Origin of the sequence: Gilvimarinus agarilyticus, from assembly GCF_000832015.1 — a bacterium.
GTDB lineage: Bacteria > Pseudomonadota > Gammaproteobacteria > Pseudomonadales > Cellvibrionaceae > Gilvimarinus > Gilvimarinus agarilyticus.
On the sequence record NZ_JXCJ01000001.1, the window covers coordinates 2029363 to 2041218 of the forward strand.

General features: G+C 53.9%; 13 protein-coding genes. 11 read left to right on the top strand and 2 right to left on the bottom strand.

Annotated features, from left to right (window positions below; translation table 11 throughout):
* Positions 1 to 20 precede the first annotated feature (20 nt).
* Entirely contained in the window at positions 21 to 1001 is a 981-nt protein-coding gene (locus SD69_RS08625; RefSeq protein WP_041522891.1) for a malate dehydrogenase, read from the top strand.
* A 77-nt stretch (positions 1002 to 1078) separates the two neighbouring features.
* Here SD69_RS08625 and SD69_RS08630 read toward each other — a convergent pair whose 3' ends face one another.
* On the bottom strand, positions 1079 to 2170 hold the full coding sequence (locus SD69_RS08630; protein ID WP_041522892.1) for a CvpA family protein: 1092 nt from the start codon (positions 2168 to 2170) through the stop codon (positions 1079 to 1081).
* Positions 2171 to 2295: 125 nt separating this feature from the next.
* On the opposite strand from SD69_RS08630, the gene SD69_RS08635 reads away from it, so the two are divergent.
* The 3 genes from SD69_RS08635 to dkgB all read left to right on the top strand — a co-directional run bounded on the left by SD69_RS08635 (position 2296) and on the right by dkgB (position 4594).
* Entirely contained in the window at positions 2296 to 3099 is an 804-nt protein-coding gene (locus tag SD69_RS08635; protein ID WP_041522893.1) for a putative RNA methyltransferase, read from the top strand.
* 135 nt (positions 3100 to 3234) lie between these two features.
* Positions 3235 to 3528, top strand: coding sequence for a type IV pilin protein (locus SD69_RS08640; protein ID WP_052481010.1), 294 nt, complete (start codon positions 3235 to 3237; stop codon positions 3526 to 3528).
* Between the two features lie 250 nt (positions 3529 to 3778).
* A complete protein-coding gene (dkgB, locus tag SD69_RS08645) occupies positions 3779 to 4594 on the top strand; it encodes a 2,5-didehydrogluconate reductase DkgB (RefSeq protein WP_041522894.1) in 816 nt (271 codons plus the stop codon).
* Here the strand turns inward: dkgB and SD69_RS08650 are convergent.
* Positions 4588 to 4845: a DUF7218 family protein gene (locus tag SD69_RS08650; protein WP_041522895.1), complete on the bottom strand. Its 258-nt coding sequence runs from the start codon at positions 4843 to 4845 to the stop codon at positions 4588 to 4590. The genes dkgB and SD69_RS08650 overlap by 7 nt on opposite strands.
* Positions 4846 to 5168: 323 nt before the next feature.
* Here SD69_RS08650 and SD69_RS08655 point away from each other — a divergent pair, with 323 nt between their 5' ends.
* The 7 genes from SD69_RS08655 to SD69_RS08685 all read left to right on the top strand — a co-directional run bounded on the left by SD69_RS08655 (position 5169) and on the right by SD69_RS08685 (position 11829).
* Positions 5169 to 5702 carry a sigma-70 family RNA polymerase sigma factor gene (locus SD69_RS08655; RefSeq protein WP_041522896.1) on the top strand — a complete coding sequence of 178 codons (534 nt, stop codon included), beginning with the start codon at positions 5169 to 5171 and terminating at the stop codon, positions 5700 to 5702.
* Positions 5699 to 6403 carry an anti-sigma factor gene (locus tag SD69_RS08660; protein ID WP_041522897.1) on the top strand — a complete coding sequence of 235 codons (705 nt, stop codon included), beginning with the start codon at positions 5699 to 5701 and terminating at the stop codon, positions 6401 to 6403. Before SD69_RS08655 ends, SD69_RS08660 begins: the two co-directional genes overlap by 4 nt.
* Positions 6404 to 6793: 390 nt before the next feature.
* Complete coding sequence (locus tag SD69_RS08665) at positions 6794 to 8383, top strand: DUF4331 domain-containing protein (protein ID WP_041522898.1); 1590 nt, start codon at positions 6794 to 6796, stop codon at positions 8381 to 8383.
* Between the two features lie 10 nt (positions 8384 to 8393).
* Positions 8394 to 8921, top strand: a complete 528-nt coding sequence (locus tag SD69_RS08670) for an Ig-like domain-containing protein (protein ID WP_041522899.1) — start codon at positions 8394 to 8396, stop codon at positions 8919 to 8921.
* A 60-nt stretch (positions 8922 to 8981) separates the two neighbouring features.
* Entirely contained in the window at positions 8982 to 10229 is a 1248-nt protein-coding gene (locus SD69_RS08675; RefSeq protein WP_041522900.1) for a hypothetical protein, read from the top strand.
* A 2-nt stretch (positions 10230 to 10231) separates the two neighbouring features.
* Positions 10232 to 11353, top strand: coding sequence for a HupE/UreJ family protein (locus SD69_RS08680; protein ID WP_052481011.1), 1122 nt, complete (start codon positions 10232 to 10234; stop codon positions 11351 to 11353).
* 113 nt (positions 11354 to 11466) lie between these two features.
* Positions 11467 to 11829, top strand: coding sequence for a hypothetical protein (locus SD69_RS08685; protein WP_157471641.1), 363 nt, complete (start codon positions 11467 to 11469; stop codon positions 11827 to 11829).
* Positions 11830 to 11856: the final 27 nt, after the last annotated feature.

Below are 11856 nucleotides of genomic sequence, written 5' to 3' on the forward strand. Positions count from 1 at the left end.
GCAAACTACGGAGAAATAAAGTGAAAGCACCCGTTCGAGTTACCGTCACCGGCGCCGCTGGTCAAATCAGCTATTCCCTGTTGTTCCGCATCGCCTCTGGCGCCATGTTGGGCGAAGACCAACCGGTTATTCTGCAATTGCTGGAAATCACTCCTGCGCTGGAAGCCCTAAAAGGCGTCGCTATGGAGCTGGACGACTGCGCTTTCCCGCTGCTGGCCGGCATGGTGTGCACCGACGATCCAAACGTTGCCTTTAAAGACACTGATTACGCATTGCTGGTAGGCGCGCGTCCTCGCGGCCCAGGCATGGAGCGTAAAGACCTGTTGTCTGCCAACGCCGCTATTTTCTCGGTACAAGGCAAGGCCATCAACGATCACGCCTCTCGCGACATTAAAGTGCTGGTAGTGGGCAACCCTGCAAACACCAACGCTCTGATCGCGCAGCGCAACGCCCCAGACATTAACCCCCGTCAGTTCACCGCTATGATGCGTCTGGATCACAACCGTGCTCTGACTCAGCTGGCGCAAAAAACCGGCAAAACCATCTCAGACGTTAAAAATCTGGTGGTGTGGGGTAATCACTCGGCGACTCAGTATCCGGATGTTCACCACGCTACTGTCGCGGGCGAAGATGCCATGAGCCTGATCGACCAAAGCTGGTACGAGAACGACTTTATCCCCACAGTACAACAGCGCGGCGCGGCGATTATCAAAGCTCGTGGTGCGTCTTCTGCCGCCTCAGCGGCTAACGCGGCAATCGATCACATGCGCTCTTGGGCGCTGGGCTCGGCCGAAGGCGACTGGGTCAGCATGGGCGTATACAGCGATGGCAGCTACGGCATCGAAGAAGGCCTGATCTACTCGTTCCCATGCGTTTGCAAAAACGGCGACTGGGAAATCGTGCAAGGCGTAGAGAACAACGAGTTCTCGAAAGGCCGTATGCAGGCTACCGAGCAAGAGTTGCGCGAAGAGCGTGACGCGGTTGCCGACTTGCTGCCATAAGCGGCAAGAAGCACGTTAAAAAGCCCGCCTGAGTTTGCTCAGGCGGGCTTTTTTATTTTTGTGCGGCTCGGTGAGGGCTACTCGCCTTGAGGGCGATCTGAATAGTAGGTGCGACCATTTTCGTCGGTGTGGCGGTAGATGGTTTTGCCCGACTCATCCACCGTGCCATCGCTTTCACCGGCGTCCTCAATCCGGTATTCGCTGTCTTCCTGCACTTGTCCCAGGGTGCTGGCGCCCTCAACAAAGATAATCTCCGCCAGCTGATTTACCTTGGGGTTCATCAACAGTGGCAGTTTGTTATCGGCCTGTACCTGACGCTGGAACTCCGGGTCCTGCAAAATCGCTTGCACGCGCGGATCGTCTTTTTTAATTTGATACTGCTGCCAGCCCATGGCGATTTTTTTAGCCGTCTCGCGTGCATCGTTGCGGTTGTCGATGTCCATGCCGGCATCTTGCATTAAGCGGCGTAGGTCGTCGTCTTCCATTAGGCGTCTAAACGCCGGTATGCGCATTAGCTCATCTACCTTGCCTTGCTGCATGAGCCGTTGTGCGCGCGGGTCCTCTATTAGCTGGCGCATATCGGGGTTGTTGCTCACCCGGGCAACCCGGTCGAGACTTTCTACCGGCGTGGCAACCATCGACTCGGTAATGCGCACGGCATTGTCACTCTTACCCGAGAGCGCTACTAAACCACCGGCCGACTTACTGACCAGTTTACGGGCGGCATCGTCTACCGGGGTCGCGGCCTGAGAGGGTTGATCTTTTTTCAGATTTTGCGCGGCATCGTATACGCCAAACAAATATACCAGCAGCAAGCCTACCAAAGCGCCAGCCAAGGCGCCCACCGCAGCGCCTCCCAAGCGTGAAAGCGGGCCGGGAGAGTCCTCCCCCTGAGAGGGGGTGAGTTTTACCAGTATCCAAAACACCAGGCGAATGGCCACGAGTACAGCAAAAAACAGCGCCAGAGAAGCGGCAATGTAAGCGGCGATACCGTCCAGCGGGGTGTGCTGTTTTACCTGTTCGGCAACGTCTTTGCTGTAGTAAAAAGTGGCTGCATAGGCGCCGGCCAACGAAACGATGCGTGCCAGGGACCCCCAAAAGCCATTAAAATATCCGCGAATGGCAAAAAATGCCGTGGCGATGCCAAAAATTACGGCCGATACACCCATAGGTTTGTCCAGTTCATTGTCGTTATAGGAGCGGGAATCTTATCTCACGCTAACCCAGTGTTCCAGACATGATGTTTAAAAGCTTAGCGCCACAGCCGCCCCAAAAACCTTTGTCGAGACAGGATATGAATCAGTACCGTTGCCCCAGCTGCCACGCACCACTTGAGCGCGCTGGTGCTAGTTACCGCTGCGCGGCCAATCACAGCTTTGATATTGCCCGCAAAGGCTATGTTAATTTGCTGTTGGCACATCAAATGAGTTCGAAGCAGCCGGGTGACAATAAAATGATGATTAACGCCCGGCGCGAGTTTTTGTCAGCGGGGTTTTACCAGCCACTGGCCGATCGCCTGCAGCAATTGTGTAGCCAGCATAAAGTACAACGACTGCTGGATGCCGGTTGCGGCGAGGGCTATTACGCGGCTTATATTGCCGGGCAGGGCGTGAGTGTGGCCGGCGTAGATATCTCTAAAGAGGGGATACAAGCCGCTTGCCGGCGCAGCAAGAGTATAGACTGGTGTATTGCCAGCGTCGCGGAACTGCCCTATCTGGATGCGGCATTTGAAGCGGTGCTCTCGGTGTTTTGTTTTGTCGATGAGGCGGAGTTTGCCCGGGTGCTACAGCCGGGTGGGGTGGTTGTGTTTGTCGGCCCGGGGGAGGATCACTTGCCTCAATTACGTGCGGCGCTATACGACGAGGTTCGGCCGTACCGCAGTGCCAAGCAAGAGGACTATTTTGCCGGGCTAAACTTGGTGAGTCAGGAGCGCTTGCGCTTTGCTATCACCATTGACGGCAGTGAGCAAATCGCCAACCTACTAAAAATGACGCCCCATTACTGGAGTTCTAACCCGGCGCAGCAGGCGTCTTTATTGGCGCTTACTCAGCTGCAGGACACCGTCGATATGAGCATTCAGGTGTACCGTAAGAACTAAGGTGCATATGGCAGCGTGCTTTTTGCCTAACGTGTGTATAATGGCGCCACGGTAAATCGATAATTTTATAAAAATAGCCTGTGTCGACTATGCTTGAGCAGGTAATTGCGGATCAATCGGTAACGTGGGGGCGCTATGAAGCAAGCTAACCGATTAAAAAGCAACGGCTTTACGCTGATTGCTGTGATCGTCATTATTGGTATTTTGGCCGCGGTGACGATTCCCCGGCTGAGTAACCTCGAGCGAGAAGCGCGCATTGCCTCGGTGCAAGGCTTATTGGGGGCGGTTAAGTCGGCCTCCTCGTTAGCGCACGCCACCTCGTTAGTGCCGGGCGAGCCCGCCATTATCACCATGGAAAGCCAAACCGTTGCTACGGTTAACGCGTACCCGGCGACTGGTACCGGCGATTGCCGCGGCGGTCGTGCTTGACGCAATCGACTATACCTTTTCCGCCGGTGATTGCGGTGGTAACCACAGGCTGTTAACAGCGCGCCACCGCCTCAGAAGCCTCAGTTTTTGTAAAACCCTCTTGCCGAGCTCGCTCGGCTTTTTTATGCCTGACGTTTTTGCCCCGTGGCTTTTAGGCCGCCCGGGAGTATTAATGAATGTAAAGGGCCCTTGTGTTAAGGCAGCGCCGTCGCCACTTATTAGGTAATAGTAAAATTTTCAGGAGAAGAGTATGTCGGTTTCTATTGCCTTACCTCAGCCCGGTCTGGGGACATTCCGGTTACAGGATGATGTGGTGATCGCGTCGGTTAAGTCGGCGCTCGAGTTGGGGTATCGCCACATTGATACGGCCGCCATGTACGATAATGAGGCCGCAGTGGGGCGCGCGATAAGCGAGAGTCAAATCCCCCGCGAAGAGATTTTTGTTACCACCAAAATATGGTTTGACCGACTCTCCGGGGAGGGGGTTATTGCCGCGCTGCGCGAGAGCCTGGCGAAACTTGACATGGACTACGTCGACCTGGCGCTTATCCACTGGCCATCGCCGGACAATGAAGTGCCTATGGCGGAGTATTTAGCGGCGTTGGATAAAGCCCGCGAGATGGGCCTAACCCGGGCAATAGGTGTATCCAACTTTACCATTGCACAAATTGATGAGGCGCTGAGTTTGCCTGCAGGTAAGCACATAGCGACCAACCAAATTGAGGTTCATCCGCTGTTGGCTAACAGCAAACTGGTACAGCACTGCCAAGCAAAAGGTATTCAGGTGACAGGTTATATGCCACTCGCTGTGGGTAAAGTCATGGATGAGTCAGTCATACAAAATATTGCTGCACAGCATAACGCTAGCGCCGCGCAAGTGGCGCTGGCGTGGGTGGCCAGTAAAGGCATTACAGTGATTCCGTCCTCTACAAAAGCGGATCACCAAAAAGCTAACCTCGACGCCCTCGACTTGACCCTAACGGCTGAGGAGGTAGCACAAATCGACCAGCTGGATCGCGGCGAGCGAGTGGCTAACCCGCCATTTTCTCCGGTTTGGGATCAGTGATTGCGTAACGCATGAATCAACCCCTGCTTGTCCAGTGTGGAGCGGCCGCTAATATCGAGCTCGGCCGCTCGCTGGTACAACGCTTTTTTCGTCCATTCCTCGTAAGAGGGCGCGTGCCCGCCCCGCACGCCTGTGCGGTGGCGTGGTGAGTTGGCAATACGCGCTGCCTTTTCTTTGCTGGCCCCCTCGCGGCGCAGCGCTTGATACTGCTCATCGTCTTTAATACTGGGGCCGTGATCTTTGGTCTCCATCGTACTTCTCCCGCTATCTGTGTCAGCTCGTCAACCGCTTAATATTGTGATCTAGCATTACCGCTAACCGGTGTTTAACGGTAGATGCATAATTCTTTCCAGTTTTTTAGCGTGGCTATAGCGTCCGTGAGCACTGTTCTAGGGGGGGCAAGGCCGTTGAGATCGGCTTAGATCATTGACCTTTTACAAGTCTGTGCAAAGTTTTCATCGCTGTGGCTCTGGCCTACTCGGGCTGCCACGTGCATCCAAAAGCCTATGGCGTGCGTAGTAAGTTCAAAGCCACAAAAAAGAGCAGCCTCAACATAATAGCGGTGGGAGCACCCATGGAATCGGATCATATTAAATTGCTTAGCGCCACGGCGACGGGCGACCAGCAGGCCTTTGCCAAATTGTATCAAAGTACCTCAGGGCGCTTGTATGCCGTGTGCTTACAACTGTTGCAACGCAAAGACCTTGCCGAAGAGGCAATGCAAGAAGCGTACGTAAGGGTTTGGCACAACGCCTGTGACTATCACAGTGATAAAGGGTCGGTGATTGTTTGGATGGTGAGCATCGCCCGTTACCGGGCGCTGGATATTTTGCGCTCGGCAGCGCACAAGCGAGAGCGCGGCGGCTTAGATCATGAAGAGAGTAGTGACCACACCCCGGAGGTTTCATTGTTTGATTCGCGTGAGCGAGCGCGTATCGATGAGTGCATGGATACATTGGATGAAGCGCAGCGACAAACCATACAGCTGGCGTACTTTCGCGGTTTAACTCACTCCGAGTTGTGCGCGCATACAGGGTCGCCGTTGGGGTCGATTAAAAGCTGGATACGTCGTGGACTGCAAACGTTAAAGAGGTGCCTTGAGCGATGAACTATCTTACTGAAGAGCGAAAAAACAGCCTGTCCGCCGAATACGTGCTCGGTACCTTACACGGAGCGGCACGCCAGCGTTACCAGGGTTTGCTTATCGCACACCGGCCTATGCGTCAGGCGCTATGGCGCTGGGAGCGGCATTTAAACGCCCTCGGTGCGGCGTTGCCAGAGCGCCAGCCCGCGCCAACAGTGTGGCACGCGATACAGCGCCGGCTTGGGTTTGAGCAAAGCACCGCGAGTACGGTGACGTCACTTCCTGGCAGGCAACCCCGCCCCGGTGGAGCCTGGCCCTGGTTGGCCTCTGTCGCGAGTATTGTTGCAGTGGCTTTGGCCGTTACCCTATGGTGGGGGCAGGTGGGGGTGCCCAGCGCTCCCTCGCAAGTTGCCGTGATTCAAGGGACGCAATCGGAGGCACTGTGGCTGATTGAGCTAACCGAGCGCGATATTCGCGTACAGGCCACAGAGCAATTTAGCCCGGTGTCGGATAAAGACTACGAGTTGTGGTTAGTGGCAGCCGATGGCCGTGCGCCTGTCTCGCTCGGGTTACTGCCTAAAGATGGTGAGCTTACGCTGGCCCGCAATCAGCTGTTTGATCAGGTGCAAGTGGCGGCGCTGGCGGTAAGCCTCGAGCCGCTAGGCGGCTCGCCCAACGGCTCGCCGACCCAGGTTCTGTACACCTCGCAGTTGGTAACCCTCTAACGGCGCTGTGCGTTAAACGCTTTTTGTTGCGAGCATCGTCTCTATTCAACGCGCCCCACGTGCCGACAACGTAAGTGAGGCGCTAAGGGGCGGTAGCTCGCAAAATTTTTATAATCCGTAATCCGTAATCCGTAATCCGTAATCCGTAATCCGTAACCCGTAACCCGTAACCCGTAACCCGTAATCCGTAATCCGTAATCCGCTCTCTACTTAATGATTTCGATTCGAAATGTTAAAGCCTAAAGCGCAACCTTAATGTTATTAAAAACCTAAAATATTTTTTACAGGTAGTTTTTTAAAAGAAAGTTCGATGTTTTTTAAAAAAAAGGCATCCAATTGCAGATCTCATCCGTTAGGACAGTGACGTTCATGAAATTTAAGGAGAAGATCATGCAAAAGTATAAATTAACCTGCGCCATTGCCGCGATTTGCGGCAGCCTAGCCATGGGCGCAAACGCCTCCAGTCACCGTGAAGCACCAAACATCACGCGAATGCCAACCGTAGATTCGACCGACTTCTACGCGTTTAACAGTTATGAAGAAGGGCGGGGCGATTATGTCACCATGATTGCCAACTATATCCCTTTGCAAGATGCCTACGGCGGCCCTAACTACTTTGCCATGGATCCGGCGGCGGTTTACAGCATTCATGTGGACAACGACGGCGATGCAGTAGAAGACATTACCTTTCAATTTCGCTTTTCATCCATGCTGCCAGCCGATGGTGAAGGTGTTGCGCTGGAAGTTGGCGCGGAAGGTGAGAAAAAATCCATCGCTGTACCGCTTAAAAACGTCGGTGGTATTTCGGCCGGCAATGAAGCCAACGCCAACTTTTCTGAGCATTACTCTGTCACCATGGTCAGCGGTGATCGTCGTACCGGTACGGCGATGGAGCTGGAAGAGGCCAACGGTGGCGGCGCAATGTTCACTAAGCCGCTCGATTACATAGGCAATAAAACCTTTGGCTCCGAAGCCGGTTACTCTGACTATGCCGATAGCTTTGTGCACGAAGTCGCTTTGCCTGGCTGCGATATGAACGCCCGGGTGTTTGTTGGTCAGCGTAAAGATCCCTTCACGGTGAACCTCGGTAAAACCTTCGATTTGGTTAACTATGTACCGGTAGAAGGTGACAGCGCCGCTGGTGCTGGCGATGGTGGTGGCTTTCCCGGCGGTATTACGCAGTCGATGGACAACGATGATTTGCGCTGGAAAAACGTCACAGCGCTCGCTATCGAAGTGCCCAAAAGCTGTGTGACCGGCTCGGGTAATGGTGTGATTGGTAGCTGGACCAGTGCCAGCTTGCCGCAAGCGCGCATTCTTAACCCCATGGCCGATTTTGATAAGCCTGAAGTCAACGGCGGCGCCTTGACGCAAGTGTCGCGTCTGGGTAGCCCGCTGGTTAATGAATTGGTGATCGGCTTAAAAGACAAAGATACCTTCTCGGCCAGCGAGCCTAAAGACGATGGCCAGTTTGCGGATTACGTAACACACCCAAGTTTGCCGGAGCTGTTAAATATTTTGTTTAAAGATGCAGTGAACCAGACACTGGGTACTGATTTTGCGACACTGGCACCCACAAACTTCCCACGCTTAGATTTAGTCACCGCATTCTTAACCGGCTTCGAAGGGGTTAACCAGCAGGCTATGGTTACGCCATCAGAGATGTTGCGTTTAAATACCGGTATTGCGGCGGTACCGGCTGATCAGCAATCGGCTTTTGGTGTTGCCGGTGATGATTTGGCGGGCTTCCCTAACGGCCGTCGCCCTGGTGATGACGTGGTAGATATTGCTCTGCGTGTAGTCATGGGCCGCTTGTGTCACCCAGTACCGGTCGCGGGCGAGAACACGGATCTTGGCCTTTGTGCCCCGGATGATGCGGTCGTAGGTACTGTGCCATTTACCGATGGCGCACCGCTTAATGCTGGCATGATGGACACGTCATTCCCCTATCTGGCCGACCCAATTGCCGGGTCTGAGTAAGGAGGACACTATGAACAGCATGACACGCACGGCACTTATTGCGCTGACCGGTAGCCTGCTCTTGGCCGGTTGCGGCAGCGACGATGACGACGACTACAACCCCGAGCCTATGCCTGAGCCGGAAAACCAGGCGCCGATGGCAGAGACGGCAAACTTTACCACCGAGGCCGATACTGTGCTGACGGATAACTTGTCAGCCACGGACGCCGATGGTGATGCGCTGAGCTTTATGTTGATGGATGAGCCGAGCAATGGTGAAGTTATGATTGAGGCAGACGGCAGTTTTATGTACACGCCGGCGGCAACCTTCACCGGCACCGATAGCTTTAGCTTTACCGCATCCGATGGAGAGGCAACCTCCGGCGCGGCAGAGGTAAGTATTACTATCGACGCCATGCAGGTATCCTTCAGTACCTACAGTCGCTCCGTGTTTAATCAGCAAGCAACGGACGAGCCTTTGCCGGTTAATGGTCGCGAGTTTGAGCAAGACGTTATGCAAGACAACGCTTATGACGACTTGATTCAAGCCGCTGACTAAACGGACGCGATTGGGCGACTCCGGGCCTGCGGGCCCGGAGTCGCCATTACGGAGATATGCATGCAATATAAAAATCAGTTAAGCCGTTGGTGGTCGGATTCACGGTTGCGACTAAGCCGTTTACCCGTTGCCTGCGGTGCAGTGCTGCTAAGCACCGCTGCCCCTTCAATGGCGGCACCCTATACACCCACCAGTGCTGATGAAGTTCTCGCAGACTGGGGCGAGGCGGTTGAGCGAGTTGCCGCACCACTTAAAAGTTCTGACAATAATACCGACACCACCAAGCTTGCTTTAACCCGAGCCGCCGAGCAATTAGCCGTTGCCGCTAAGCCGGGTCAGAGTTTTCGTTATCAATTAGCCGAGCGCTCGTTGGCGCCGCTAAGCAATAAATCCCTGAGTGCGCCGTCGCAACAGCAATACTGGCTGTTGCGTGCCAATGTTTTGCAGCACGGGCATCGTTTTAATGAGGCGTTACAGGAGTTGGATACACTGTTTGAACAAGCACCTAATCATGTTGCGGGCCGGCTTATGGCGGCGCGTATTAACCTGGTGATGGGGCAGCCTCAGATTGCCCGTGAACACTGCCTGGCACTGTTAGGTCAATCGGATTTAGTCACCGCTGCTGGCTGCTCGCTAGAGGCTCGCTCTTATATTGATTCAGATCAAGGCGGCTCGCTTAACGATAGTTACCGTGAACTAAGCGCCCTAATCGAACGCGAGGGATTACCCAGCGACACAAGAGGCCCTTGGTTGGCACAAGTGTTAGCCGAGATGGCGACCCGTCTTGATAAACCGCAACAGGCGGTTCAGTGGCTGGATAATTTCAACCCCCGGGTCAGCACTAACTACCTAGCTCAGTGGGCGGATGCCCAACTCGCATTAGGTAACAGTGCCGAGGTGCTAAAAAGCGTAGCCGCGGTCGTGGAATCTACTTCGGTGGTAGATGATGCTTTACTACTACGGTTAGCCATTGCAGAAAAGTCGTTGGCGTTAACAAGCGATAAACTGGCCGCGGATACAGACAGCAATTACCCACAGCCGCAAAGTTTACAAGGTGCAACCAGTCGGGCGGCGTCATATTGGCAAGATTTGATGCAGGCGCGGGTTGCCTTGCGTGAAGAGCGGGGCGATCGTGAGCACGCGGCGCAAATGGCCCGTTATTACTTAGATATACAACCCGATGCAGACCGTGCGCTGCACTGGGCAAAGTTAAACACGCTGAGCTCGCGTGAGTACACCGATAACAAACTACTGCGTCGCGCCGAGCAATTGGCCGGCCGTAAGACTCACACTCAAAGCGAGGGTTAATTGTGCGGATTGTTTTAACACTGCTTGTTTTATTGCTGAGCTCTCAGGCGTTGGCTCACCAAATCAGTACCGGTTATCTAACGTTGCAGCCAGACGATCAACAAGCCGGCCTCTATAGCGGCGAGCTGCAGTGGCGGTTATTTGATTTAGAGCGTGCGCTAGGGCTCGATCAAAACCGCGATGGAAAACTTACCTGGGCCGAAGTTCAGGCAGCGGATAACGTTATTACGCCGTTGGTGATGCGGGCGTTTTCGGTCCGTACCGATGACGGGGCCTGCGATTTAACAATGCTGCCTACACGGCAGATCGACAAGCATTACAATGAGGCCTACTTGTGGTTGCCTTTGCAGGTGCATTGCGAGTCATCGGCGCCGGTTCAGATAACCTATCAAGGGTTGTTTGATATCGACCCGGATCATAAGTTGCTGCTTAATATGGTTTCCTCTGATCAAAGTTCGACCTTAAGTCGGGTGCTGAGTGAGCGCTCTCCAACGGCCGATCTGTCGTTTACCAATAGTCAGTGGCCAGGCTTTGTGGAGTATGTGTATCAAGGCGTTATTCATATTTTAATTGGCCTCGACCATATTTTATTTTTATTGTGTTTGCTGCTCGGATGCGTGTTGGTTCGGCGCCACGATCATGGCCGCTCACCTTATTGGGAGGGGCAGCACTCAAAGCGCACCATACTTTGGCAAACACTGGGTGTTGTGACCGCATTTACCTTGGCGCACTCCATTACCTTAACGGCAACGGCTCTGGATTTGATCAGTTTGCCGAGCCACTGGGTAGAGGTAAGCATTGCCGCCACGGTGATTTTGGCGGCCTTAAACAATGTGTTTCCCCTTGTGTTGCGCCTTGGCTGGATAACTTTTGGCTTTGGTTTGCTTCACGGCATGGGTTTTGCCGGTGTGCTGGGCGAGCTTGGGCTACCGCCTAATGGTCGGTTTTTGGCGGTACTGGGCTTTAACCTGGGGGTTGAGCTAGGCCAGCTGGCAATTATCGCACTGGTGTTACCGGTGTTAATTCTGGTGCGTAACTCTCGTTGGTACTGGCGCTATGCTATGCCTGTTGGTTCGCTGATGATTGCCTTGGTGGGCACCAACTGGTTACTCGAGCGGCTTTAGCGGTCGATGGGAGAAGCCTAGCTCACTGATCAACTGGTAATCGTGGGGTGGGTTTGATAAAGTCTTGGCGATTATTTGATGAACGCCATAGGCACCGGGACGTTACCCCACACATGTATCGACGGCTAATACAGTTATTGATGTTGATTATTCTGGCGCAGTCTACGTTGGCTGCGGCGGATGCCCATGTGTTGCACGAAGTATCCGGTGAGGCGTCTCATCAGCATTTGGTTGGTGACAGTGGGTTAGATACACACGGCACGGCATCAACCGATGCACTCGACGCACCGGTTGATCATGACGGCAACGAAGAGCAAGCCTGCCATCACCACTGTTGTCACGGCCACAATTTTAAATACCTTAATGAATCCTTGGCATTGCCCGGTATTGCCCCCGAGCTTATCGTGGGCTGGGGTTATAGCGCGCATTATGTGCCGCCTCTGGTAGCCCCTGAGTTTCGCCCTCCCATCGTTTAATCCTCTGATTGTTTAACACTATGTTTT